The 24,782-nt window shown below is 68.4% G+C and carries 25 protein-coding genes; 14 read left to right on the top strand and 11 right to left on the bottom strand.

Features of this window, described 5'->3' with window-relative positions; translation table 11 throughout:
* Positions 1-9: 9 nt before the first annotated feature.
* The 3 genes from A176_RS02630 to A176_RS02620 form a co-directional block, all read right to left on the bottom strand.
* The gene (locus tag A176_RS02630; RefSeq protein WP_002636928.1) at positions 10-1,101 is read right to left on the bottom strand and encodes a hypothetical protein; all 1,092 of its coding nucleotides are present in this window, start codon (positions 1,099-1,101) and stop codon (positions 10-12) included.
* 113 nt (positions 1,102-1,214) lie between these two features.
* Positions 1,215-1,619, bottom strand: a complete 405-nt coding sequence (locus A176_RS02625; RefSeq protein ID WP_002636929.1) for a hypothetical protein — start codon at positions 1,617-1,619, stop codon at positions 1,215-1,217.
* Positions 1,619-2,311 (bottom strand): hypothetical protein, encoded by a 693-nt coding sequence (locus A176_RS02620; protein WP_002636930.1) that lies wholly within the window; start codon positions 2,309-2,311, stop codon positions 1,619-1,621. The genes A176_RS02625 and A176_RS02620 overlap by 1 nt, the downstream gene beginning before the upstream one ends.
* A gap of 246 nt (positions 2,312-2,557) precedes the next feature.
* Here A176_RS02620 and A176_RS02615 point away from each other — a divergent pair, with 246 nt between their 5' ends.
* From A176_RS02615 to A176_RS02605, 3 genes are all read left to right on the top strand, one after another.
* A complete protein-coding gene (locus tag A176_RS02615; protein ID WP_044889843.1) occupies positions 2,558-3,934 on the top strand; it encodes a M28 family metallopeptidase in 1,377 nt (458 codons plus the stop codon).
* Positions 3,935-4,077: 143 nt separating this feature from the next.
* Positions 4,078-4,704 (top strand): autotransporter domain-containing protein, encoded by a 627-nt coding sequence (locus tag A176_RS02610; RefSeq protein ID WP_002636932.1) that lies wholly within the window; start codon positions 4,078-4,080, stop codon positions 4,702-4,704.
* 17 nt (positions 4,705-4,721) lie between these two features.
* Positions 4,722-5,267 carry a hypothetical protein gene (locus tag A176_RS02605; RefSeq protein WP_002636933.1) on the top strand — a complete coding sequence of 182 codons (546 nt, stop codon included), beginning with the start codon at positions 4,722-4,724 and terminating at the stop codon, positions 5,265-5,267.
* 20 nt (positions 5,268-5,287) lie between these two features.
* On the opposite strand, the gene A176_RS02600 is transcribed toward A176_RS02605, so the two are convergent.
* The gene (locus A176_RS02600; RefSeq protein WP_002636934.1) at positions 5,288-5,842 is read right to left on the bottom strand and encodes a sterol desaturase family protein; all 555 of its coding nucleotides are present in this window, start codon (positions 5,840-5,842) and stop codon (positions 5,288-5,290) included.
* 98 nt (positions 5,843-5,940) lie between these two features.
* Here A176_RS02600 and A176_RS02595 point away from each other — a divergent pair, with 98 nt between their 5' ends.
* Positions 5,941-6,672: a TetR/AcrR family transcriptional regulator gene (locus A176_RS02595; RefSeq protein WP_002636935.1), complete on the top strand. Its 732-nt coding sequence runs from the start codon at positions 5,941-5,943 to the stop codon at positions 6,670-6,672.
* A 10-nt stretch (positions 6,673-6,682) separates the two neighbouring features.
* Positions 6,683-7,417, top strand: coding sequence for a transglycosylase SLT domain-containing protein (locus tag A176_RS02590; RefSeq protein WP_044889756.1), 735 nt, complete (start codon positions 6,683-6,685; stop codon positions 7,415-7,417).
* 467 nt (positions 7,418-7,884) lie between these two features.
* On the opposite strand, the gene nagB is transcribed toward A176_RS02590, so the two are convergent.
* Positions 7,885-8,613, bottom strand: coding sequence for a glucosamine-6-phosphate deaminase (nagB, locus tag A176_RS02585; protein WP_002636937.1), 729 nt, complete (start codon positions 8,611-8,613; stop codon positions 7,885-7,887).
* Between the two features lie 302 nt (positions 8,614-8,915).
* On the opposite strand from nagB, the gene A176_RS02580 reads away from it, so the two are divergent.
* The 7 genes from A176_RS02580 to A176_RS02550 all read left to right on the top strand — a co-directional run bounded on the left by A176_RS02580 (position 8,916) and on the right by A176_RS02550 (position 17,122).
* Entirely contained in the window at positions 8,916-9,953 is a 1,038-nt protein-coding gene (locus tag A176_RS02580) for a 6-phosphofructokinase (protein WP_044889757.1), read from the top strand.
* 90 nt (positions 9,954-10,043) lie between these two features.
* Entirely contained in the window at positions 10,044-11,687 is a 1,644-nt protein-coding gene (locus A176_RS02575) for a long-chain fatty acid--CoA ligase (RefSeq protein ID WP_002636939.1), read from the top strand.
* Positions 11,688-11,905: 218 nt separating this feature from the next.
* Positions 11,906-12,376 (top strand): DUF4150 domain-containing protein, encoded by a 471-nt coding sequence (locus A176_RS02570; protein ID WP_044889758.1) that lies wholly within the window; start codon positions 11,906-11,908, stop codon positions 12,374-12,376.
* Positions 12,373-14,877, top strand: coding sequence for a TIGR02270 family protein (locus A176_RS02565; protein WP_049872221.1), 2,505 nt, complete (start codon positions 12,373-12,375; stop codon positions 14,875-14,877). Before A176_RS02570 ends, A176_RS02565 begins: the two co-directional genes overlap by 4 nt.
* A gap of 9 nt (positions 14,878-14,886) precedes the next feature.
* A complete protein-coding gene (locus A176_RS02560) occupies positions 14,887-15,729 on the top strand; it encodes an AHH domain-containing protein (protein WP_021781156.1) in 843 nt (280 codons plus the stop codon).
* A 23-nt stretch (positions 15,730-15,752) separates the two neighbouring features.
* Complete coding sequence (locus tag A176_RS02555; protein ID WP_002636943.1) at positions 15,753-16,343, top strand: imm11 family protein; 591 nt, start codon at positions 15,753-15,755, stop codon at positions 16,341-16,343.
* Positions 16,340-17,122, top strand: coding sequence for an Imm49 family immunity protein (locus tag A176_RS02550; RefSeq protein WP_002636944.1), 783 nt, complete (start codon positions 16,340-16,342; stop codon positions 17,120-17,122). The genes A176_RS02555 and A176_RS02550 overlap by 4 nt, the downstream gene beginning before the upstream one ends.
* A gap of 96 nt (positions 17,123-17,218) precedes the next feature.
* Here the strand turns inward: A176_RS02550 and A176_RS02545 are convergent, their stop codons facing one another.
* Positions 17,219-19,273 (bottom strand): hypothetical protein, encoded by a 2,055-nt coding sequence (locus A176_RS02545; RefSeq protein ID WP_002636945.1) that lies wholly within the window; start codon positions 19,271-19,273, stop codon positions 17,219-17,221.
* Positions 19,274-19,470: 197 nt separating this feature from the next.
* Between A176_RS02545 and A176_RS02540 the strand changes: the two genes are divergently transcribed.
* Both A176_RS02540 and A176_RS02535 read left to right on the top strand, forming a co-directional pair.
* Positions 19,471-20,004 (top strand): FHA domain-containing protein, encoded by a 534-nt coding sequence (locus A176_RS02540; RefSeq protein WP_002636946.1) that lies wholly within the window; start codon positions 19,471-19,473, stop codon positions 20,002-20,004.
* Positions 20,005-20,163: 159 nt separating this feature from the next.
* A complete protein-coding gene (locus tag A176_RS02535; RefSeq protein ID WP_002636947.1) occupies positions 20,164-21,387 on the top strand; it encodes a metallophosphoesterase in 1,224 nt (407 codons plus the stop codon).
* Here the strand turns inward: A176_RS02535 and A176_RS02530 are convergent.
* The 5 genes from A176_RS02530 to A176_RS02505 all read right to left on the bottom strand — a co-directional run bounded on the left by A176_RS02530 (position 21,341) and on the right by A176_RS02505 (position 24,755).
* Positions 21,341-22,012 (bottom strand): class II aldolase/adducin family protein, encoded by a 672-nt coding sequence (locus A176_RS02530; protein WP_002636948.1) that lies wholly within the window; start codon positions 22,010-22,012, stop codon positions 21,341-21,343. The genes A176_RS02535 and A176_RS02530 overlap by 47 nt on opposite strands.
* Entirely contained in the window at positions 22,009-23,115 is a 1,107-nt protein-coding gene (gene mtnA, locus A176_RS02525; RefSeq protein WP_002636949.1) for an S-methyl-5-thioribose-1-phosphate isomerase, read from the bottom strand. The genes A176_RS02530 and mtnA overlap by 4 nt, the downstream gene beginning before the upstream one ends.
* Positions 23,112-23,996, bottom strand: coding sequence for an S-methyl-5'-thioadenosine phosphorylase (locus A176_RS02520; protein ID WP_002636950.1), 885 nt, complete (start codon positions 23,994-23,996; stop codon positions 23,112-23,114). The genes mtnA and A176_RS02520 overlap by 4 nt, the downstream gene beginning before the upstream one ends.
* A gap of 105 nt (positions 23,997-24,101) precedes the next feature.
* A complete protein-coding gene (locus A176_RS02515; protein ID WP_002636951.1) occupies positions 24,102-24,359 on the bottom strand; it encodes a hypothetical protein in 258 nt (85 codons plus the stop codon).
* A gap of 168 nt (positions 24,360-24,527) precedes the next feature.
* A complete protein-coding gene (locus A176_RS02505) occupies positions 24,528-24,755 on the bottom strand; it encodes a hypothetical protein (RefSeq protein WP_144429486.1) in 228 nt (75 codons plus the stop codon).
* Positions 24,756-24,782: the final 27 nt, after the last annotated feature.

Raw genomic sequence — 24,782 nt, 5'->3', positions numbered from 1 at the left:
AGCCGCGGACTAGGGCTCGACGCCCTGCTGGGTGCTCCGCTCCTCGATGCCCTTGCGAATCCTCGGCGCGTTCAGCAGCAGGTTCTCGTTGAGCACCTTCCCCTCCACCGGCACGCACTTGCCGGAGACGCAGGCCGAGTAGTCGGGGCACGGGGACGTGCACTGGAAGGACTCTGGAGACACCTGGCACGTCTTGTCGCAGTAGCCGGAGAGGCAGGCCTCGTGCTGCATGCAGGGCTGCCCGTCCGGGAGCTGGCACAGCTTCGTCGCGCCGCACTGCGCGGGCTTGTGGCATTCGGCGTCGCTGCCGCAGCGGCCATCATCCCGGTTGCAGTGGCGCTCCGCGTTGCAGAAGAAGCTGGCGCATTCGCTGTCCTGCTCGCAGGGCTGCTCCGGCTCCAGCAGACAGACCTGCATGTCCAGCGCGTCCGCGCACGTCAAGAGCCCCGGACAATCCGCCTCCGTCGCGCAGGTCATCCCCAGCGGCACCGTGCAGCCCACGCCCGGCGCACAGAAGCCGGTGATGCACTGGGTGCCCGCGTCGCAGGGCTGCCCTTGTGACGCCAGGCAGATGCCTCCGCCTTCACGCTGCTGGCAGCTCAACCCCCGGCCACAATGCCCATCCGGACACGGCGCCCCCGGCCCGGGCTCTCCCGACTTGTGCGCGGCGAGCAGCGACATCACCGTGCCCACCAGGATGAAGGCGCCCACCCCCATCACCGCCCAGTTCATCGGGAAGGCCTTCGCGGTGGAGACGGAGGCCGGCACCTCGAAGGCCAGGGCCGGCCCTTCCGCGAACCGCGTCTCTGGAAGCGCGACATCCTCCACGCGCAGGTGGAAGCTGAAACGCCCGGCGGGCATGCCCGGCGGCACGCGAAGGCGGACGGTGAACCGCTGCGCGGACTTCGACGGCAGCTCGCGCTCGGGCGCTTCTTCCAGGACGAACCACTCACGCCGGGCCTGCGGGCCAGGGACCACCGTCACCCTCGCGCGCACCGGCGCGTCCAGGATGTTGGTGACGAGGAACACGGCCTCGCCCGTCCCACGAGAGGACAGACGGAGGGCGTCCGTGATTGCGGAGACATCGAAGGCGCGAGACATCAACCGGCTCTCTTGGAGGAGTGTGCGGAATCAGCGCGTCAACCCAGCACTCCCCCTCAGGCCCGGCGGTTCCCCCGTCCCGCCGGCCTGCCTCGGAAGCCTGTCCCCTTCCCTCACTCCGCCGGGCAGCGACCCCGCGGCGGCACCCGCCCGCCCTCCAGCAGGGACTGAGCGCCCTCCCACGCGCCGTCATCCAGCCCCGGCACGGACTCCGTCGTCGACGCCGCCGAGGCCTCCAGCGCGGCCCGCGGCTCGCGAGGCGACGGCGCCACACCGGGCCGTGATGACGCCGGAGCATCCGCCGCGGTGACGGCCGCATGAAGGGCCCGGGCCGCGGGCGACACGTGGGCCGCGAACTGCTCCGGCCCCAGGCCCCACGAGGCGAACACCTCCGGCTCCAGCGGGTCCACCGTCACGCGCGCGGGCGGCGGCGCGACGGGCCACGGTGAGGCCTCGGAGACGTCGGTGCGCGACGCCTCCTCGGTGACGAAGGGTGGCAGGTGGCTTGGCGGCATCATCACTCCTCCTTCAACGGCAAACGGATGAGCAGGGGCTGCGGCTCGGCGGCGAGCACCTCCGGCCCCAGCTCCAGCAACTCGCCCTTGGCGCGCACTTCCAGCGGGCCCACCGTCGCCACGGGGGGAACGCGGGGGAACCGGAAGCAGCCCTGGGCGTCCGTCCGCGTGGTGAGCTTCAGCGTGGGCAGCTCCACCAGCGCGCCCGGAATCGGCACGTCGCCCGGTCCGACGACGCAGCCCAGCAGCGCCTCCGCGGGCGTCGGTGCCTGGGGCACGGCGGGGAAGAGCACCCGGTGGATGACGGGCGTGGCGCGCTCGCGCCGCACGGGAACGCGCAGGCGGAAGCACGGACGTGGCGCGGTCCTCAGCCCGGCCCACACCGTGGTGGGCACCGGCGTGAGCTCCACCTCGAAGTCCGCCTCCTCCATCGCCGCGAAGACGAGCTCGCCCAGCAGGCGGTGCGCCCGCTCCGGGGACTCCGCCCCCGCGGTGATGAGGTAGCAGACCGAAATCTGCAACGGCGCGCGACTGCCGCCCCCGCTGCGGACTGGTGGCGGAGGCCCCAGCTCCAGCAGGTACAGGCAGACGCCTCGCTCGAGCGATTCGCGATCCGGGACTCCCAGGAACACCGGGACATCACCGGCAATGCGGCCTACCCACGCCTTCAATCGTTGATCGACTTCGTCGATCATCCGGACCCCCCGTCCTGGGCCGGTAGACCCGGGCCATCGCAGCCCCGGTGCTTTCCGGACTTGCAAGGTGTCACTGGCCCCCAGGTGCAGGTATTGACCGGCAGGGAGGCGGGACGTCAGGCCCTCAACACCCCTCGGAACGCCCCGGGAATCCCGAGCGAAAAGAAGCCACACAACTCCCGGCCAGCGGCGGCGGATAATTCCATGACGCGCCACCCCCACGCGCCGCACCGGGATTCCTCTTCCATGGCCACGAAAGTCAGCGACAGCCCGCGTCCCCTCCCCTCGCTTCCGCCTCGCGCCGCCGTGGCCAGGGACGCCAAGACGCCGGAAGCGGCGAAGCCCCCCAGCGCGCCGCCGGGCTGGAACGCGGACCGCTTCGAGTCCGCCCGCGCGCCGCGGCCGCTGCTGTGCAACGTCCCCACGCCGCCGCCCACCGCGCCCGTGGAGCCCACACCGGAGCCGGAGGTCGACACCCGGGCGGTGGACGCGGACCCGATGACGCACATCGCGTACCTGTCCTCGGACGAGCTCCAGGGCCGTGACAGCCCGTCGGCCGGGTTGGACGCGGCGTCCACGTACGTGCAGCAGCACGTGCAGAAGTACGGCCTCGTGGGCCCCAACACGAACAACCCGGACAACCCCTTCGAGCAGCGCTTCGACGTGTACTCGTTCGCGGGCCGCCCCGGGGTGCGCGGCGAGACGGGCGGGCACGTGCACAAGCCGGGCACCTACGGGCACGAGCTGTTCGAGGGCGGCTTCTACCTCGACGACAAGATGCCGGCGGAGACCATCGACCTGCTCAACCAGAAGTACGAGAAGGCGATGGGCGCGCGCGGCCTGCCCCTGGCCCCGCCGCGAGACGGCGCACAGCGCGGCGTGGAGGAGCTGCGCCAGCTCGCCACCGCGTCCGGGCAGGCGGTGAACACCATGGCGCTGCTGCCGGGTTCAGGGCCGAACAAGGACGAGGTCATCGTGGTGATGGCCCACCTGGACCACGACGGCGTGGACCGCCGGGGCAACGTGCTCAACGGCGCGGATGACAACGCGTCCGGCAGCGCGGTGCTGATGGCGGCGGTGCCGGAGCTGGCGGAGGCGGCGGCGCGCGGCGAGCTGGACCGCTCCGTGCTCTTCCTCTGGACGGGCGCGGAGGAGAAGGGCCTGGTGGGCTCGCAGTACTTCGTGGACCACCCGATTCCGGGGCTGGATTTGGAGGCCATCACCGGCGTCATCAACGTGGACATGGTGGGCCGCTGGGATGACCAGCGCCTGTCCGTGGTGGACACCAACTCGCGCGGCCAGCCCAACTACTTCCGCGACGTGCTGGACCAGGCGAACGCGCAGCTCGACGACCCGTTCGACCGCATCAACCGCGACATCAACGTGTTCCGCGACCGCCAGGACGGCGCGTCCTTCGGGCGCAAGGGTGAGGACGTCCTCTTCCTCTTCGAGGGCCTCTCCAATCCCAACGGCGGCGGCGACCTCATCCCCGAGTACCACCGGGCCGACGACGACATCGACCTCATCCTCCGTGACAACGGCGGCGAGAAGCCGCGCCGCGTGAAGGATTTGATGGTCAACGTCATCGAACTCGCGGCCAACCGGAGTGCTCCGGAGTCTTGAATTCTCAGGCGGCGGGGGCCGCCAATGTCGGATATCCGCGAGGAAGCGGCGTGATTCTTCCGTGAATCACCACGGCGCCGCTTCTTTTTCCGCCCGGTCGCGCGAATGATGGCCACCGGGCCGGAAACACGTTGGAACACGACATGACGAAGCCGACATCCTCGACGAGACGACGAAGGGTATTTCCCCTGGGACGGCACGGCGCTGCACTCGCGTTCGCCGTGGGACTGGGGGCAGCGACCCCGGCCCTGGCCGATGGTGGAGACAGCCCCTACCGCTTTGGCTTGATGCTGGACGCGGGCGCGCCGCACGGCGTGGGCCTGTCCGCCGTGCTCAAGCCGCTGCCCTGGCTGCGGCTGCAAGGCGGCCCCACCACCAACACGCTCAGCTTCGGCCTGCGCGGCGGACTGAGCATCCTGCCGATGCAGACCTTCCTGTCGCCGTCCTTCAACGTGGAGGCGGGCCACTACTTCGGCTCGGACTACAACGAGGTGGTGGACTGGCTGGGCGCCACGCCGAGCAGCCGCAGCGCGGCCATCCGCGACGTGACGTACAACTACGTCACCGGCACCGTGGGCCTGGAAGTGGGCGCGGCCAGCCGCTTCAACTTCTTCCTCCACGTGGGCCTCAGCTACGTGAGGGCGGGTGTGGACGACGCGAGCGCCCTGCTCCAGGACGTCACGGAGGATCCGGACGTCACCGCGCGGAACCTGTCCGTGCGCGCCACCATGCCCTCCGTGAAGCTGGGCTTCATCCTCTACTTCTTCTGAGCCAGGAGCCGATGACCATGCGAAAGACTTCCATCCGCGCCCTGCTGCTCTCCAGCTTCGCGCTGCTCGCCACCGGCTGCGAGTCCCTCTTCTTCATCGAGGCCGAGGCCGAGGAAATCTGCAAGACGGAGCGGGACCTGTCCTTCCCCGCCGCGGTGCCGCTTACGGCCAACGTGCAGCGGAGCATCAACTTCCCGCTGGGCGACCTGGCGGATCCGCTGCCCGACGACACCACCGTGGAGACGGAGCTGCGGCTGCGGCTCTTCGAGGTGACCGCCGACACGGACCTGAGCGGCGTCGAGCGCGCCAGCGTGTCCGTGCGCCGGCCGGGCTCCAATGACACCCACGTCATTGGGGAGTACACGCGCACCGGCACCGCGCCCACGCGCATCATCCAGTTGGTCAGCACCGGACCGGTGGACCTGCTGGACCTGGCGCGGGAATCCGAGCTCGAGCTCATCTTCGACGCGCGCGGCTCGCTGCCCTCCCAGGACTGGTCAGCCAACGTGCGCGCCTGCGCGGGCGTGAAGGCCCACGCCAACTACTTCGACCTGGTGTTCTGAGCCGGACCCGCGTCCGTCCTTCAGAGGAGCCCGGAAGCCGCCACGTGCTTCCGGGTCTCCACGGGGACGGGCACCGGCGCGGAGGGCAGCGCCTCCTTCGCCGCGGGCGGCTGCACGTGGAGGAACTCACGCCGCGTGCCCATGACGAGGTCGAAGAACGGGTGCGTCACGCACCAGTTCGCGTTCTGCTCCTTGCCCATGTGGTGGTCGTAGTGCCACGGCAGGTGCTCACGCGCCCACTTCGGGTCCAGGTGGGCGCGCCGGTGCACGAAGTAGTAGTTCGCCGCGCACGCCCACACCGTGCCCACGAAGAAGGGCGCCACCGGCAGCAGCGGCGCATGCGCCAGCGCGAGCACCGCCAGCCCCACCAGCTCCTTCGTCTGCGCGGACCAGGTCCACAGCGAGCGCATGTACTGGTCGTCCACCATGTCGTTGCGACGCGACTTCTGGTGGTGCTCGTGCCAGTGGAAGCTCCAGAAGCTCTTCCGGTTCTTGCCCAGGCCGTGCAGGACAGACCTGTGCAGCACCCATTCACCAAAATTGGAGTAAACCCAGCCCAGGGGGATGCCGATCATGGTTGCCTCCGGCGGAGCGCCCGGCCGACGCCCCACGGCCAATAAGTGACTATTTGGTCACTCTTTTTCTACCGCGCAACGGACTGGAGCGCACGCCGATGTCGACCCGGAGTGGGACGCGGGGGGATGCCGCCCGCGCAACGGACAAGCGGCCCGGGCGTCCGGGCAGTCGCCGCGAGGCCCACCGCCGCGAGCGGATGCAGGAGCTGGAAGACGCCGCGCTGACGCTGTTCCTGGCGCGGGGGTTGGACGGCGTCACCATCGACGACATCACCCAGGCGGCGGGCGTGGCCAAGGGGACGTTCTACCGGTACTTCGAGGACAAGGCGGCGCTGGTGGACGGGCTGCTGGAGCCGGTGCGCCGGGAGCTGCTCGCGGGGCTGGAGACGTGCGGGCATGCGCTCGCGGACGCGCACAACGTGGAGGCCATGTTCGACGCGTACCGGGCGATGGCGGCGGTGATTGCCAGCGCGCTGCTCCAGTATCCGGGCGTGGTGCGCCTGTACCTTCAGGAGTGTCGCGGCCCAGCCGTGGGGGCGCGGGCGAAGGTGGCGGAGCTGGCCCGGCTGGTCGCGCGTCACGCGGTGGACATCACGCAGAAGGCCCACACCAGCGGCCTGCTGCGCCCCATTCGTCCGGCGGTGAGCGGACTGGCGGTGGTGGGCGCGGTGGAGCGGCTGCTCCTGGCGGTGTTGAGCGAGGAGGACATCGGCAATCCGCTGGAGCTGCCGGACGCGCTCACCACGCTGGTGTTGGATGGGTTGCGGCTGCCCCCGACGGAGCCCCGTCCCGGGCGCCGGAAGTTGGACGGAGGCCCCAAGCGCCCCTAAGGGTGAAGGGGTGGGACGCAAGCGGGCGGCACGGCGGACGGGGATGACGGTGCCCGGTTGGGCATGGTGGCTCCCGTGCGTGTTCGCCCCCGTGGTGCTGCTCAACGTCGCGGTGGCGTGGTTCGGCAGCAGCTTCGTGTCGCCGCTGTCCTTCTCCTTCCTGGAGGCCAAGGCCGGCGCGGTCCGCGCGTACCTGGCGCACCGGCCCTCGTGCTGGATGGAGGGCCACGCGCCGCTGGAGCCCATCATCGACGCGGCCGAGCGCCGGCACGGACTTCCGCCGGGCCTGCTGCGGGCGCTGGTGCAGGTGGAGTCGGAGTCGCGGGTGCATCGCATCTCGCCCGCGGGGGCCATGGGCCCTGGCCAGCTCATGCCGGGCACGGCGGCGATGCTGGGCGTGAAGGACCCGTTCGACCCGGAGCCCGCGATTGATGGCAGCGCGCGGTACCTGGCCGGGCAGCTCCGGCGCTTCAAGGACGTGTCGCTCGCGGTGGCCGCGTACAACGCGGGCCCGGGCTCCGTGAACGGGCGCGTGCCGAAGAACGGTGAGACGGAGTACTACGTGCCCAAGGTGCTCGCGGCGTGGGAGCTGACTCGGCCCCCTCCGCCGCCGCGCAAGGCACCGGTGGTCACCAAGCCCGCGGCCAAACCGAAGCCGGCGGCGCCCGCGCGGACAAAGGCCCCGGCCTCCGCGGCGAAGGATGCGAAGAAGCCGGCGGCGCCCACGGCGAAGGGACAGGGCTGAGCGCGGCGCGGCTGCTGGCGCAACGCGTGACGCTCACGGGCTGATGCCGGGCCTGTCGCGACCTCGAGCGCCTCCGTCCGGACCTTGGACGAAGGACGAACCGACACGGGGGCATCCTCCCTCTGCCCCACCCCCGTTGCGTCACCAACCCCTCCGACGACACCGGCTTGCACGAGGGGGCCGCCCCGCGCTGCGCGGTGTCGAAGCCGTCGCGGAAGCACTCAGCGACCGCGATGTTCACGGCATTCCTCGAGACAGCGGACGGACCTCCCACGGAAACCGCCGCGCCAACACAGACTCGCCGTTCGACCCGGGGGGAGGACGAAGGACGGACGCTGGCGCTTTCCATCGAGAACTGTTCGCTGCTTCAAGGCGAGGGGCGGGCTGCGAGGCATCCGCATCCACGGTTCGGATGCGGAGGAAGAGCCCTGTGTAAAGTTATCGTGAAAGCATTTTCCCGAGTTTCGTCACACGTGCGCGTGAGCCGCTGGGTCCAACCACACCTCAGCGTCCGGATGGAGCTGGAGGAAGGATGCGGGACAACGCGGTGACACGGGGCCGTGCACCATGGCGCGCACCGCCTCCGCCTTCGACGCGCCAAAGGCCAGCAACACCACCCGGCGGGCCTGGAGGATGCCGGCCATGCCCAACGTGAGCGCCTCCAGCGGAACGCGCGAGGCGTCGTCCCCGAAGAGCATCACATTCGCCTCGCGTGTCGCACGGCTCAAGCGCACCCGGTGGCTCCGTGAGACCAGGCCCTCCGCGGGCTCATTGAAGGCGAGGTGCCCGTTGGTCCCGAGCCCCAGCAGCACCAGGTCCAGGCCTCCGACCTCGGCGATTCGAGCGTCGTAGCGCGCGCACTCCGCCGCCGGGTCCGTCGTGGTGCCGTCCAGGAAATGGATGTGCTCTGGCGCCAGGTTGACGTGCTGGAAGAAGTGCCGGTCCATGTACGCGCGGAAGCTGCCCGCGTCGTCGGCGGAGATGCCGAGGAACTCGTCCAGGTTGAAGGTGCGGACCTGGGACAGGTCCAACCGGCCCTGCTGGAACGCGCCCACCAGCTCCCGGTACACGTTGAGCGGCGTGCGGCCCGTGGGGAGCCCCAGCACCAGCGACGGACGCTCCGCCACCGCGCGAGCGATTCGCTGGGCGCACGCGGCGGCGGCCTCCCGTTCGGAATCGAAGACGCGGATGTTCAACAGGCGCTCACTCCGGCAAAGGCGAGCCCGAAACATAGGCACGCGGCCCAGTCCCATCCAGGGCGCACGAGACACGCCGCCATTGAAACCCCGCGCCTGTCCGCCACCGTGCGGCCGGAGCCGGCGTCGCGCCTCGCGCGCGGGATGACGCGACTGGTCAACACCTCACGTTCCAGGGCCGCCTCGCGTCCGTGGGGCATGCCCTCACGGGCTCCTGGACGGATGGCCGCAAGGTCCCCGGGTGAGCGCTCTGGAAAACTTGGGGGTCGCGCGGACCTGCGGGCGCGGTAGAACGTTTCTTCATGAAAGTCGCCGTGCTCACCGGCGGGGGCGACTGCCCCGGCCTGAATGCCGTCATCCGCGCCGTCGTCCGCCGCGCCAACGCCCACGGCTTCGAGATGATGGGCCTCCGAGATGGTTGGAAGGGGTTGTTGGAGGACAACCACTTCCGCCTCACGCGTGAAACCACGTCCGGCATCCTCCACCGGGGTGGCACCATCCTGGGCACCTCACGCGTCAACCCGTTCAAGGTCGAAAACGGGCTGGAGCGCGTCAAGCGCGCCATCGAGCGAAATGGCATCCACGCCGTCATCGCCATCGGCGGCGAGGGCACGCTGTCGGCCGCCACGCGCATGTCCAACGAAGGGCTGCGCATCGTCGGCGTGCCGAAGACCATCGACAACGACATCAACGCCACCGACTTCACCTTCGGCTTCGACACGGCGGTGTCCATCGCCACGGAGGCCATCGACCGGCTGCACTCCACCGCCGAGTCGCACAAGCGCGTCATCGTCTGTGAGGTGATGGGCCGTCACGTGGGCTGGATTGCCACGTACGCGGGCATCGCCGGCGGCGCGGACGTCATCCTGGTGCCGGAGATTCCCGCCGACATGGAGAAGGTGGCCGAGCACATCCAGCGCCGCCACGCGGGCGGACGGACGTTCTCCATCGTCGTGGTGGCGGAGGGCACGCGCATCAAGCTGTCCGCGGACCAGCAGGAGCAGCTCGTCACCAGCGGGGCGCTCGACGAGGCAGGCAGGCCGCGCCTCGGCGGCGTGGGCACCATCCTGGCGCACGAAATCGAGCGGCGGACGGGCTTCGAGACGCGCGTGTCGGTGCTGGGTCACATCCAGCGCGGCGGCGCGCCCACGCCGCATGACCGCGTGCTCGCCACCCGCTACGGCGTCCATGCGTGCGACATGGTGGCGCGCGGCGAGTTCGGGAAGATGGCCGCCCTGCGTGGCAACGACATCATCAGCGTGGACCTGGCCGACGCCACCCGCGAGCTGAAGCGCGTGCCGCAGGAGTTCTTCGAGGTCGCCCAGGTGTTCTTCGGCTGACGCCTCGCGATATCCACGAAGCGCGGATGATGCGGCCCCGCGCGCTCCGTTAGCATCGGTACCCCTCCTCGTTCACAAGGAATGGTGCCGATGCTGCCAGGCCGCATGATGGATTTTCCGCTCACGCTGAGCCATCTCCTGGAACGTGGGCGGACGTTCTTCCCCCACTCGGAAATCGTCAGCCGCAACCCGGACAAGTCGCTGCACCGCTACACGTACGCGGACTTCTACGAGCGCACGTGCAGGCTGGCCAACGCGCTGACGCGGCTGGGCGTGAAGCCGGGCGACCGGGTGGCCACGCTGAGCTGGAACCACTACCGGCACCTCGAGGTGTATTACGGCGTGCCCTGCATGGGCGCCGTCGTGCACACGCTCAACCTGCGCCTGCACCCGAATGACTTGGGCTACATCGCGCGGCACGCGGAGGACTCCGTGCTGGTGGTGGACCGCTCGCTGCTGCCCTTGTACGAGAAGTTCAAGGACGCGGTGCCTGGCATCCGCCACGTCATCGTCGTACCGGATTCAGGGCCCGCGCCCGAGGGGACACTCGACTACGAAGCGCTGCTGGCGGCCGAGTCGCCGCGGTATGACTTTCCCGAGCTCGATGAGAACTCCGCGTCGATGCTCTGCTACACGTCGGGCACGACGGGCAACCCGAAGGGCGTGCTCTACAGCCACCGCTCCACCGTGCTGCACGCGCTGGCGTGTTGCATGACGGATGTGACGGGCATGCGCGAGGTGGACGCGGTGCTGCCGGTGGTGCCCATGTTCCACGCCGCGGCGTGGGGGTTGGTGTTCGACGCGGTGCTCACGGGCGCGAAGCTGGTGTTCCCGGGGCCGCACCTGGACCCGCCGTCCCTGTTGGACTTGATGGCGGCGGAGAAGGTGACGATGGCGGGCGGCGTCCCCACCATCTGGATTGGCATCCTCGCGCTGTTGGACCAGTCACCGGGCAAGTGGGACCTGAGCAGCATGCGGTCGATGCTGATTGGTGGCTCGGCGGCGCCTCCGGCGTTGATTGAGGGCTTCCGCCAGCGGCACGGCCTGGAGGTGGTCCACGCGTGGGGCATGACGGAGATGAGCCCCGTGGGGACCATGGCGAAGGTGAAGGGGCCCACGCGGCAGGCGGCGCCGGAGACCCAGGCCTCGGCGCGAGCGTCGCAGGGCTTCGCGCTGCCCTTCGTGGAGACGCGCGTGGCCGCCGATGACGGCACGCTGCTGCCCTGGGATGGCGAGACGATGGGCGAGCTGGAGGTGCGCGGCCCGTGGGTGGCTTCGTCCTACTTCAGCGATGAGGGTGCGGACCGCTTCACGAAGGATGGCTGGTTCAAGACGGGAGACGTCGTCACCATCGACAAGCACGGGTATGTGCGCATCTGCGACCGCAGCAAGGACGTCATCAAGTCAGGCGGTGAGTGGATCTCCTCCGTGGCCTTGGAGAACGCGTTGATGGCGCACCCGGCGGTGCTGGAGGCGGCCGTCTTCGCCGCGAAGCACCCGAAGTGGGACGAGCGCCCGTTGGCCGCGGTGGCGCTGAAGGAAGGCCAGCGCGTCACCAAGGAGGAGCTGACCACGCACCTGGCGGGCCAGTTCGCGAAGATGTGGCTGCCGGATGACTACGTCTTCGTCCCGCAGGTGCCGCGCACGTCGACGGGCAAGTTCCTGAAGACGAAGCTGCGCGAGGAGTACGGCGACCACCTGATGAAGAATTCCCAGGCGGACGCCGCGACGTAGGCCACGCGAAGTTCAAGGTGAGAGCACGCGGCTCCTCCGAGGAGCCACGTGCTTCGCATCGGGTGCTTGAAGCATCAGTCCTGATGCCACTGGAATTCGAATGGCCACACCCAATGTCTCCCAAAGAACAGCCACAATCACATACACCAACCCCATCACAACACTCCAAGTGACCGCCGGACTTGCTCTGCGCAAAGTCCAAAAACTATAGTCACCCCATGGCCAACACCGTCGGCGTCAACAAGATGTCTGTGGTGACCAAGGATTCCAACGGGGTATCGGTCGCCTTTCCCGACGTTTGCAAGACGCCAAGCCCGGCTGGCCCCGTGCCCATTCCCTACCCCAATGTCGCCAGGTCTGCAGACACCGACAATGGCACCAAGGGCGTCAGCGTTCAGGGCAACCCCGTTTGCGTGAAGGACTCGAACTTCAGCACCAGTACAGGCGATGAGGCAGGAACTGCTGGTGGCGGCGTTGTGTCTGGGAAAACCAAGGGCAAGGCGGAGTTCGCGAACTTCTCATTCGACGTGAAGTTCGAGGGCAAGAACGTCGCCCGGGCACTGGACCTCATGTTCCACAATGACAAGAACACGCCGCCCGCGCCCTTGATGCAACCTCCTGTCATAGCACTTGGGCAGAGCGACGGAAAACCACTGTGCCTGACCTGCAAGGACCCCGTGGATGAGTGAGCGCATCCGAGCGCGACATGGGACTCGCACATTCCAAGGCACAACAGGAGCTTCTGGAAGATCACCTCGGCGAAGCCTCCTTCCTCTGGACCTTGTGGGAGGACGCGCTGGTTTCTCCTGCCTACACCTTGATGGAGTTGGCCGAAGGTCCCGAAGCGCGGTTGCTGGCACATCTGGACGCGCTGACACTGGGCGGCGCTCATACACGCCAGAAACTGCTGCTTCCCGGGCTCACCAGTGATGAAGTGGGCGTCGTCACCGCTTCGGCGCTGGCCTTGCTGTTCTCTGGCGAAGAGGAAGCGGAGGAGACGGTTCTCGAGGCCCTGAAGCAGGCCGAGCCCGCAGCGGCCCCCTCTCCACTCCGGGCCCTGGAACTGGGCGCGACCCCACGCGTTCTGAAATCCCTCTCCCCCATGTTGGCCTCGACTGAAGCCAATGTGCTCGCCGCCAGCCTGGAGGTACTGACCTTCTGGGGCGAAGAGCCAGGGCCCCGTCTCGGGGCCCTTCTCTCACATTCAGACCCTCGGGTCGTGAGCGCGGCACTGAAGGCCGCTCGCGTAACACGCGCGCCTGTTTCCGAACACGCCGTCCTTGATGGACTGCAATCATCCAGCGCGGAGGTGCGCACCGAGGCGCTATGGACTGCACTGACCCTGGGATTGGGCTCTGCGTGGCCTCTGTGCAGAAAGCTGGCGGAGGGTCCCTCTCCGGATGGCGCGGCCCTGCTTTTCCTGGGGCTCGGAGGAACCGATGCCGACCTGGAGCGGTTGCTGGAAGCCGCGAAATCATCCAGCAGCCGCGCGGAGGCGCTATGGGCCTTGGGATTCAGCGGACGCGTCGAGGCGGCTGAGTATTGTCTGAACCTGCTGGAGGACTCGACACTGGGAAGGCTTGCGGCGGAGGCATTCTGCGCCATCTCGGGTCTGCGCATCTCGGGCCCTTATGAGCGCCCTCCCCCCACCTCCTCCGAGGAAGAGGAGGCTCGTGAGGAGGTCGTAGCGTCGAGTCCCGAAGACAAACTGCCGCTCGCGGCGCCGGACAGGGTCCACGCGTGGTGGCGCGAGCACCAGCGCCACTTCGAGCGCGGCGGGCGATACCTGCAGGGAAGGCCCTTGAGCGGGGCCTGGCTCGTGGAAGCCCTGGAGTTCCTGCCCATGCGGCGGCGGCATGTCCTGTCCCGGGAACTCGGATTGCGTAACCGAGGCCGACTCACGATCCAGTCCCAATGCTTCAGCGCGCGGCAGCGAGCTGAAATTCTGGCCGGCCGGCAAGTGCTGGAACGGACGAGCATGAGCCAGCCCTTCCAACACCTGATTGCCGTCGCGAGGCCCCCGCCCGCAGCGCCTCAACAGCGGAGCCCAGGCCGCGCACGACAGCCCCCGCGCCCACATGCGGGGCGGCTGGCCATCACAGGCTTGGGGATGGTCTCCGCGCTTGGCGACAATGTCATCGCAAGCTGTGCCGCCAGCCGTGCAGGGATGTCCCGCATCTCCTCGCTCGAGGAGGTCCAGGTTTGGGATCCCGTCAGTCGGAAGCCCGAATCGGCCCGAGGCGCAGCAATCCCCTGGCTCACGGACGGATTCTCCGGCAACGGCCGCCTCGCGGCGCTTTCAACAGAAGCCCTGCTGGACTTGCGCTCACACACCTACCAACACCCCAACACGTTGTGCGCGTTCCATCTTTGCGCCCCAGGGGGCTATTACCTACACCAGATGGATGCTCGAGAAGGCAACCCTCCCTCGCGTCATGAGGAGCGGATCGTTCGGTACCAGCAGCGCCTGATTCCCGCAGTACTCCGGGCCGCGGAACTCCAAGCCGTCAAAGCACAACCGCTCTGGTTCGGGGAGACGGGATTCCTGCTCGCGTTGCAAGCCGCGCATCGTCAGCTTGACGCGGGCGAGGTTGACTCATGCATCATTGGAGGGGTCGACAGCCTCGTGGAGCCAAGGCTCGTCGAAGCGCTCGACCAGTTGCGCCTGCTGAAGACGCCAGGGAATCCAGTGGGGATGCTCCCCGGGGAAGCCGCTGCATTCATGCAAGTCGAGCGATGGGACGCCGCCGTCAGACGAGGAGCCAGGGTCTTGGCGACGCTCGAGGCGCCCAGTGTCGACACAGAACCGTTCCACCGCATGTCACGCACACCGGCGATGGGCGAAGCGCTCGTGCGTTGTATCCGTCGGACCATGGCCCCGCTTGGCGGCCCGCGGAAGCAGGCGCTCAGAGTCATTGCGGCACTGAACGGTGACAGCTACCGCGCGACCGACTGGGGCCATGCCCTCGTCACCCTCCGAGCACAGGACGACTTGCCGGAGGCGCCTGCGTGGTACCCCGCCGCATCCTTTGGCGAGACGGGCGCGGCGACTGGCCTGCTCGGAATCTGCATGGCAGTCCGCGGTTTAGAGCGTGGCTACCTCCCGGAAACCGGCGTGTTGCTCTGGGTCAGCGGTGATGACGGCAGCCGCGGCTCACTCCTGATACACCCTCCCACTCCCATGGCATGAGGCACGTCCATGAGTTCCAAACGGCACTGGCCAGAACTCCCTGATGAGGACAAGCATCCGGAGCGCGATGCCTCCACGGGCTGCCTCTATAAGCACGTCATCGGGCACGCGAAGAGTTCGACCTACCCAGCCTGCGGCTACCAGTACAACAGCGTTGAGGAGTCGAAGAGCGTCCCTCGCAAACGATCCCTCTATGAACTGGACCCGGATGCCCCCCTCAAGGGCTCCTGGCGCATTGGCCCCAAACAGCGGCTGACCGCCTCGCAGCGGTTGAAGGACAAGGACTTCATCAAGAAGACGGCCCGGGGCCGCACGCCCAAGAGCGGCACGAAGGACGCCCACAAACCCGTCAATCCCGCGGAGGAGAAGGGCGCCTGGAACTTCGACACGGGGCAGAATTACCAGAGTGAGCTTCGCCCCTTCAAACATGAGCACCACCACATCCTGCCGGAGGAAACCGTCTTCGACTGCCTCGAACGGCCGGAGGAGCGGGACATTCTCCAGACTCACATCAAGTACAACATCAACTCACGGCTGAACATGATCATCCTCCCGTGCACCTGGGATGTGGCCGAAGTCCTGGGGCTTCCCAGACACGCGGGCCGGCACGGAAAGGAGACGGCCTACGCGGCACGCTGTGTGACTGAGTTGAACAAGTTTCGAGCCAAGTTCAACCAGCTTCAGAACGAAAAATGCCCGGACACCAAGGAGGCCATCACGGCGGAGACCAAGAGGCAGCTTGAGCGCATGCAGCAGGAACTGTATTGGCTCCTCGTGAAGTGGGGACGGGCCGAGGCGCAGGCGGGACGGAAAGCGCACATCAATAAATTGCCTGCCACCCTGACCATGTAGCCTCTCGCGCCTGGATGACAGTGATGAGCCATTTCATCTTCAGAGCTGACGCAACGAAGCCGGAGTACTGCCAGATCTGGAAGTACCCGAGCGCGCTGTCCAACTTCTACAAGCCCACCGTCGGCAAGCCTCTGGGCACCGAGTACCCGCAGGGACTCAGCTTCCAAATGGCGCCCGAGGTCTCGGGAGTCCGTATCCCAGATGTCATCCCCAACACGCTGGGATACCTGCTGGTGTCCGCCCGGATGAATGACCTGCTGGCCCAACACGCCACAGAGCCCATCGAGTTCCTTCGCTTCACGCTGCTCAACCACAAGGGACGCCCTGCCAGCGACGAGTGCTACATCGTCAACGTGCTCGGAACGCGCCCTTGGGGGGACATGGAGCGAAGCATGGGCGCAAGGATCACGGCACCCAGTGGCGACCAGCAATTCGACCGCCTGCGACGCCTCTACCTGAAGGGCGAGGAGGTGGACGCGAACGTCAACCTCTTCCGTCTCACCATGATGCCCCGGGTCATCCTGGTGAGGGAGGACCTCAAGGCATTGATGGAGGCGCAGGGGATGACGGGAACGGCCTTCTTCCCGTTGGGAACAAAGGTCGACATCCAATGAGGCATGACCCGCTGGAGCTGGCACAGGAGAATTACGGCTACCAGCTTCAGCGCGCCCTCGAAGCGGTGGAGGACGGCGACTCCGACGCAGACGACCTGGCCACCATTACCTTCTCCTACCGCATCCTGGGAATCTGCGCCCTGCTGCGGGACATGGACGGGGAGTACTTCACCAGGGCACTGCGCAAGTCAGGTCTGGCCCGCTTGCATTTGCTGAAGCAGCGCTCCGCACAAGTCCCTCTCCCCCATCACGTGCTGGCCATCAGCAAGGACACCGGCTTCACCGCCGCTCTGGCCGCAGGGGACCTCGACACCGCGACTCGCATCGCCGAGCTCTCTCCTGGAGCATTCATCGACGGTGTTGAGTATGAGGAGGACTTCCTCTTCTTCCACTTCCAGCAGCGGCTGCTGAGCACGCCCACGAACCAGGTCGCGCTCCAGGGCATCCTCGACCGCTGGATTCGCGTGGTGGAAGACGAGCCGACCCCATACCTCTGTGTCTGCCAGGCACTGCTGGAACAAGACGAGGCCGCGTTCTGCTCCGCGTTCGACGCGGTGCTCGAGACGCGAAAAGAGCGACTTCGGATGTACCGGAAGCAGCTTGATTTCGACCAGGAGTTCGGAGCGACGGAAGGAAAAGTGTACCTCAATGGGCTCGCGCTGGTGCGGCTCGCACAGGCCCAGAAACTCGCAGTGCCCGAGCGGCCTGAGTTGATTCCGCGCCCGGCCCGCGAGGCGTCATGCCCCCCGTTGCCCGAGGATGCCTGGCTTCGCCCATGATTCCGATTAGATGAGTCCCACTGCTGGTCCCCTCACACAGATAGTACCAGGCAGGTGCCGCTTCAAACGCGCGCCACCTGCCCGGTTCAACTGCCGCTAATTACCGCCGAAGCAGATACCGCCGCAGGTGCCTTCCACCTGACCTCCTGGCCGGAGGAAGCGGTCCACCTGCTCGCGGCCGTTGGCATCCCGGCGCACGCCTTCGTGGACGGCGTTGTCCGCGGCGGGCAGGTCCGCGAACGTCCCTGGCAGCGGCGCGGGCAGGCCGTAGTCGAACTGCACCAGCGCCGAGCCATTCACACTCCCCTCCTCCGCAGGCAGCATGGGCACACGCCACGTGGCCGGAAGCTGCTGCGTCAGGCCCATGGCCCGGGCGTGTAGCTCCGTGGCCACGTTGGGGACCTGCGCATCCCCCAGGCCGTACTGCACCAGCACGCTCCGCGACGCGGGTGCTCCGGGGTACAGGTCATTGAGCACGTGCGGCGCGTACGTAATCGGGTCGATACGGTCGAACACCGTCTGCGTCAGCGCGGCGAACTTCTGCTGGTCCAGCGCATCCGGCGCCGTCTGCGAGATGGCATCCAGGAACATGCTGAAGGGCCGGGCCCGGAACATCATCAACGTGAAGTCCGCGCCGCCCACGCTGAACACCGCGCGAGACACGTGCGGTGACAGCGCCACATACGTGCCACCCAGGATGTGCCCCTGGCTGATGCCGTAGAAGTACGTCTGCTCCGGGTCGTAGACGGCCACGCCGCCGTCCTGCAGCTCCGGCAACGCGGCGAGCGTCGTCCGAGCCGCGTACGTGACGGCGAGCTGATTCACCATGCCCTGGTGGACGCGGTCAGTGAAGCGCATCGTCAGGCTGGGCGCCGCCGCCATCGCCTGGAGCACGATGGGCGCGTCCGCTTGCGACATGCCCCACCAGTCCACCGTCAGCACCACCATGCGCGTGGCCTGGATGAAGGGCCGGACGAATGAGCCGTCCGCCTCCGCCTGCCGTCCAAAGAACCCATGCCCGTACTGGACGAAGCGCACCGGCGCCACGCCTTGCCCCCACACACTGCGAGGAATCTGAAGCGTGAAGGGCACCTCCGCCTCTCCGTTGCGGCGCACGCGCCCCGCTTCGTCTCGCGCGAGCAACGCCCCAGGCTGGTCACTCTCCAGGAAGAGCGGGACCCGCAAGGTGCCGCGGATGCGCCGGGCCACGTTCACATCCACGTCATCCAGGACCTCCGTCACCGTGACGACGGGCGGCGTGGCCTCCATCGCCTCCAGGGCCAGACGCCGGACCTCCAGCATGTCTCCCGTGACGTTCGCTTCGGACTCCGTGGAGAAGTCCCACGCGAGCTGAAGCTCCGCGCGCGGCACGCCAGCGGCCTCCAGCGCGGGGAAGATGTCCGCTTCGTACCGAGCGGCCAGCGGCGCCAGCAGCGGGTCGCCCGCCGTCTGTCCGTCCCGGATGCGCCGGAAGCCCTCGGGCACCGGCACGGGCGTCCCGTCCTTCGCCGGCAGCCCTCGCAGCGCGACGATGTAACGGGCCGTGTTCCGCAGTCGCACCACCGGCCGCAGAAGCAATGCACGACGCGCATCATCCGGCGCACGCGGGTCCAACTCCGCGAAGTGGAGCACGCCCTCGCCCGACTCCGCGTCAATGAACACCGTGTTGCCGCTCGTCCCGGCCGTGGGGCTCGACACCGAGGGCAGGCCCGAGTCATCCACACCACCCGGGAAGAGCGCGAGCACCTGCGTGCCATGCGAATACCCGTCCGCCGGGTGCAGGTCCGTGAAGTCGAACGCGGTGCCATCCGGCGCCTTCAGCTTCGCCGCCTCCGACAGCCGCACGCGGTGGCCAGAAGGCAGCACCGCGTCCTCTTCGAGGTAGTAGTCCGAGGGGTACGGCAGCAGGCAGTCATGCTCGGACGCCAGCGGATTGCAGCCGGCAGGCACCACCAGTGGAGGCAGCTCCTCACTCCCCGCGTCGGGCGTGCCGCTGTCGCCGCCCGCATCGGGCTGCCCCGCGTCGGGGCGTCCCGTGCCCGCGTCCGGGAGTGGCGGCGTGCCTTCGTCCGAATCGCCGCAGGCGGGTGTCACCGCCAACAGCAACACCGCCCACAGCCCAGCGCCATACCGCTTCATCCGCATCGTCATGTCGTCGCTCCTGGTTGGTCTCGCGGAGTGCCCGTCAGTCCCCCCGGTTCGATGAAAGCGGACGCCCCTTTCATGAGAAAGGTCTCATGCGTCATCGCGCGGGCGGGACGCGGCTCCCGACAAACGGTGGACAGTTCGCGGGGGCACGCGGCGGTTGAGTCCCCTGTTTTCGCAACGCGGTTTAAGGTGCGGGCACCATGCCGTCCGTCAAGCAACTGCGCCCGTTCGCCCTGGCAACCCTGGAGGCCTTCATCGACGCCTCGGGTCGCGTCGTGCTGGTCCAGCAACCGCCCGAGCCCGTCTTCCAACAAGTGGCCATGCGGCTCGGCGAAGCACGCACCGTGGGCATGGCCCACCGCAGCCGGCTCGTGGACCGGTTGCTCGTGATGCTGCGGGCCTTCGATGCACTGGAAGTCCACTTCCTCCGGCCCGAGGCCGACGGGCAAGAGTTCTCCGTGGGGCGCATCGAAGGCTGCGCCCTCGTGGTCCCCGACCCATCCGTGTCCAAGCACCACGCGACGCTGCGGTGGAACGCGGCGACGGGGGACTGCTCGGTGCGTGACGTGGGCTCCATGAACGGCACCTGGGTCAACGCCTCGTCGCTGCACCAGGAGCAGGAGCAGCCGCTCAACGACGGTGACGCGCTGGCCTTCGGTGACGCTCAGTTCCTCTACCTGCGCACGGAGACGCTCCACGCACATCTGCGCATGGCCAGCCCTGGCCGGGAGTGACCTCCCTGGTGGGCGGCCCGGCAGAGGGGCCCTCCACTGGCGGTCACCCCACGCTCCCGACCGATAACGCCTGGATTCCCGCCATTCGGTCGCTTCCTGCGGCGCGCGTCACCTGCACCAGCTATGACTGCTGCCCCCAACGTCAAGGGAGCACCGTCAATGGGCAGGCTGCTGATCCTCCTCATCTTCAACGTGGGTGCCTGGGCCGTGCTCCGGTCGCTGTGGCCCGGCCTCCTCCAGAGGTGGCGCCTGGCCGTCTTCGCGAGCGGAACGCTCCTGTCGCTGATGCCGTGGGCGTACTCCGCCGTGGCGGGCCGTCACGCGCAGCTCCCCGTGGGCGATGCGTCCCTGCGCATCTTCTCCGTGGGCTGGTCCGTCGCCATCATCATGGTGGTCCTCATCGGCGGCCCCCTGATTCTGCTGCGCCGCTGGCTGGACCGGCGCGCCCAGAAGCAGGCCACGAAGGTCGAACCCCCGGCCAATCCGCCCCAAGTGAACCTGGCGCGCCGCAACCTGCTGACGAACGCCGGCCGCGCGGTGCCGCTGCTGGCGGCTGGAACGAGCTCGGTGGGGCTCGCCAACGGCTACACCCAGTTCACCGTCCGCGAAGTCGACATCCGGTTGCCCGGCCTGCCGCCCGCGATGGACGGCTTCCGCATTGGCCAGATTACCGACGTCCACGTGGGCACCTTCATCGACACCCGCTACCTGCAGGACGCGGTGCAGGCGATGAACAACGCCAAGGTGGACCTCCAGGTGATGACGGGTGACCTCATCGACGACCTGGACCAGCTCGACGGCACCATGGCCGCGCTGTCGGAGTGCAAGGCGCGCCACGGCATGCTCGCCATCCTGGGCAACCACGAGCACTGGCGCGGCCTGGAGCCCATCCTCCAGGCCTACGCCGATGTCGAAGCGCGCGGCGGCCCCGTGCGCCTGCTGGTGGACGCGTCCCACACCTTCGAGCACGCCGGACAGACGGTGCGCGTGGTGGGTGTGGACTACCCCATGTCGGGGCGCAGCCACCGCGTGAAGACCCAGCGCATGCAGGCCTCCGCGGAGGCGGGCTTCCGGGACGTGGCACCGGGCGAGGTGGTGCTCTGCCTGACGCACCACCCGGACTTCTTCCCGCTCGCGGCCGAGCGCGGCGCTCGGCTGACGCTGGCGGGCCACACCCACGGCGGGCAGGTGGCCTTCCTGGGCGTCTCCGCCTTCTGGTTCGCCTTCAAGTACATGCTGGGCCGCTACCGGCAGGGGGACCACCAGCTCTACGTGTCGGGTGGCACCGGGCACTGGCTGCCCTTCCGAATCGGCGTTCCGACGGAGGTGACGGTCCTCACCCTTCGCGCGACGGAAGCGTCGGCTGCTGGCCGTACGTCTTGAACTTCTCGAGGACGCGCGCCATCTCGGCGCCGTCCAGCAGCACCGGCTCGCCCACCTGGAGCGCTCGCCAGTACATGGCGGCCAGCGTCTCCACCTCGACGGCCAGCTTGAATGCCGCCGCCAGGTCCGCCCCCACGGCCACCATGCCGTGGTTGGCCATCAGGCAGGCCTTGCGGCCCTCCAGCGCCGCCAGCACGTGGCCCGCGAGCTCCGCCGTGCCGAAGGTGGCGTAGGGCGCGCAGCGCACGTCCGTCCCGCCCGCCGCGGACACCATGTAGTGGAACGCGGGGATGTCCCGGTGCAAGCAGGCCAGCGTGGTGCAGAACATGGAGTGCGCGTGCAGCACCGCGCCCACCTCCGGCCGCGCGGCTAGGAGGTCCCGGTGGAGCTGCCACTCCGAGGACGGACTCCTCCGGCCCTCGTGGCTGCCGTCGAAGCGCATCAGGACCAGGTCCTCGGGCACCAGCGCGTCGTAGTCCATGCCCGTGGGCGTCAGCAGGAAGCCATCCGCCACGCGCACGCTCAGGTTGCCGGACGTGCCCTGGTTGAGCGACGACGCGTTCATCCGCCGCGCAGTGGCGATCATCTGCTCGCGCAAGGCGAGGTGCTCCCACGCGCCGCTCATGCGCCCCTCCCCCGCCGCTCAGGGAAGAGCGACAGCAAGCCCGCTTCACTGGCGGGACACACGCCCCGCTCGGTGATGAGCGCCGTCACCAGCCGCGCGGGCGTCACGTCGAAGGCGTAGTTTGCGGCCGGGCTGCCCTCCGGCGTAATCCGCACCGTGGCCACCTCACCCGACGCCAGCCGGCCTGTGACGTCGCTCAGCTCCGTGCCGTCACGCTGCTCGATGGGAATCTCCCGGACACCGTCCTTCAGCGTCCAGTCGATGGTGGGCGAAGGCAACGCCACGTAGAACGGCACGCCGGTGTCCTTCGCCGCCAGCGCCTTGAGGTAAGTGCCAATCTTGTTCGCCACGTCGCCCTGGGCCGTGGTGCGGTCCGTGCCGACGATGCACAGGTCCACCTGCCCGTGCTGCATCAGGTGGCCGCCCACGTTGTCGGCGATGACGGTGTGCGGGACACCGTGCTGTCCCAGCTCCCACGCGGTGAGCTGCGCGCCCTGGTTGCGAGGACGCGTCTCGTCCACCCAGACGTGGACCGGGATGCCCGCGTCGTGCGCCTGATAGATGGGCGAAAGCGCGGTACCGAAATCGACGGTGGCCAGCCAACCGGCGTTGCAGTGCGTGAGCACCTCCAACCGCCCCTGACGTCCCTTGCGCTCCCAAGCCGATTCCAGGAGCTTCAGGCCGTGTGCGCCAATCGCGCGGTTGATGGCCACGTCCTCGTCGCTGATGGCTTCCGCGCGTTGGAGCGCGGCGGCCACGCGCTCCGGCGGCGGCAGCGGCGCGAGCACCGTCCGCATGTCATCCAGCGCCCAGTGCAGATTGACGGCCGTGGGACGCGTGCCGCGCAGCACCGTGAGCGCGTGCTCCAGCGCGCTATCGGAAGCCTCCGCGCGCAGGGCGAGCCAGACGCCGTAGGCCGCGGTGGCGCCAATGAGCGGGGCACCCCGAACCTGCATGCTCCGGATGGCATGGGCGGCGGCGTCCAGCGTCGCCAACCGCACCGTGACGAGCGCATGTGGCAGCCGCGTCTGGTCGATGGCCTCCGCCGCCTCACCGTCAGCCGCGAGCCAGATGGAGCGCATCGGCGAGCCATGGACCTTCATCGGCGCAGCACCCGTCCGGCCACGGCGGACAGCTTCTCCACCATGCCCGCGTCCCAGGCCTCCCGTCCGGTGATGATGGCGTGCTCCAGCGACTGGTGGCAGCCGTGCGGGCAGGGCCCCCCGTGCGCGCCGAGCAGCGGCACCACGTTCTTCACCAGCCCCTTCGCCTTGCTCGCGTTGCCCAGCAGGACGGAGACGACCTGGTCCACGGTGACAGCCGCATGGTCCGAGTGCCAGCAGTCGAAGTCGGTGACCATGGCCACGGTCGCGTAACAGAGCTCCGCCTCCCGAGCGAGCTTGGCCTCCGGCATGTTCGTCATGCCGATGACGTCACAGCCCCAGCTCCGGTACATGTGGCTCTCCGCCATGGAGGAGAACTGTGGCCCCTCCATGGCCAGGTACGTGCCACCCCGGCGCGCGACGACGCCCACGCGCTCGCAGGCGGACATCACCGCGTCTCCCAGGCGCGAGCACACCGGCTTCGCCATCGACACGTGGGCCACGAGCCCTGTGCCAAAGAAGCTCTTCTCCCGCGCGAAGGTCCGGTCGATGAACTGGTCCACGACGACGAAGGTGCCAGGCGGGCATTCCTCCCGCAGCCCCCCCACCGCGGAGAGCGAGAGCAAATCCGTCACACCGCTCCGCTTGAGCACGTCGATGTTCGCGCGGAAGTTGATGTCCGTGGGAGCCAGCCGGTGCCCGCGGCCGTGACGCGGCAGGAAGACGATGCGTTGGCCCTCGAGCGTGCCGAAGCACAGCGCGTCTGAAGGCTCGCCGAAGGGCGACGTCACCTTCTTCCACTCGACGTCCGTCAGGCCGTCAATCTGGTACAGGCCACTGCCGCCAATGATGCCGATGACGGGCGAGGTGGAGGAGGACATGCGGCGGGCTCCCAGTCAGCGCCAACACGAACGCCGTGCCAGCGGCGGGGAGCGTAGGAGCCCGGACAAGCCCCGGCAAGCACGTGGATGACACGTCCGCCCGACTCACCGAGCCCGCCAACAACCGGTGATGCGCCCCCACGGAGGGATGCCTCGCAACGGGCCGCTGCCACGCATCCACGCATCGACCGAGAGATGGTCGAGATGCACCGTGGCGAGGAGGACGACGCAGAACCCGAGGTAGATCATCTGGATGCTCGCGGCGCTCCAGTTCTGCGCGGAGCAGGCGCCGCCAATCAGCACCAGCATCAGCAGCGCGCCCGATACGAGCACGCTCCGGACCTGGATGCCCACCAGCAGCAACAGCCCGACAATCGCCTCCGCGACGGAGCTTCACGCGGTGCACACCGCCGGCCGGAGCCCGAGCCGCCGCCTGACGGTGTTCCTCGACTGCCTCGAGGAACACCTCACGTCATCGGCCACGCCCAAGGGGTCCGTGCTTCGGGCCGCGAAGGGCAAGCTACCCAAGGCCTACCAGGCGACGTAACACATCCGGTCGCCCATGCCGCCATCCCCCCAGGGACAGTCGATAGGGCACTCCGACTGGTACTCCATGCAGCACACGCCGTCGCCACAGACCGGGGAGATGAGTTCGAGGGACTCGGCCGTCAGCTCATCTTCACCCGGCTCCGCGACCGGTCCGCAAGCCATCAGGAACGACGCACTCAACGACACCAACACGGCCATGGCGCTTCGCATGGGCATCTCCTTGCACTCGAAGGGGGA

This window comes from Myxococcus hansupus (assembly GCF_000280925.3).
GTDB lineage: Bacteria > Myxococcota > Myxococcia > Myxococcales > Myxococcaceae > Myxococcus > Myxococcus hansupus.
The sequence above is the reverse complement of the archived record's forward strand: the minus strand, read 5'-3'. Positions and strand labels throughout refer to the sequence as shown.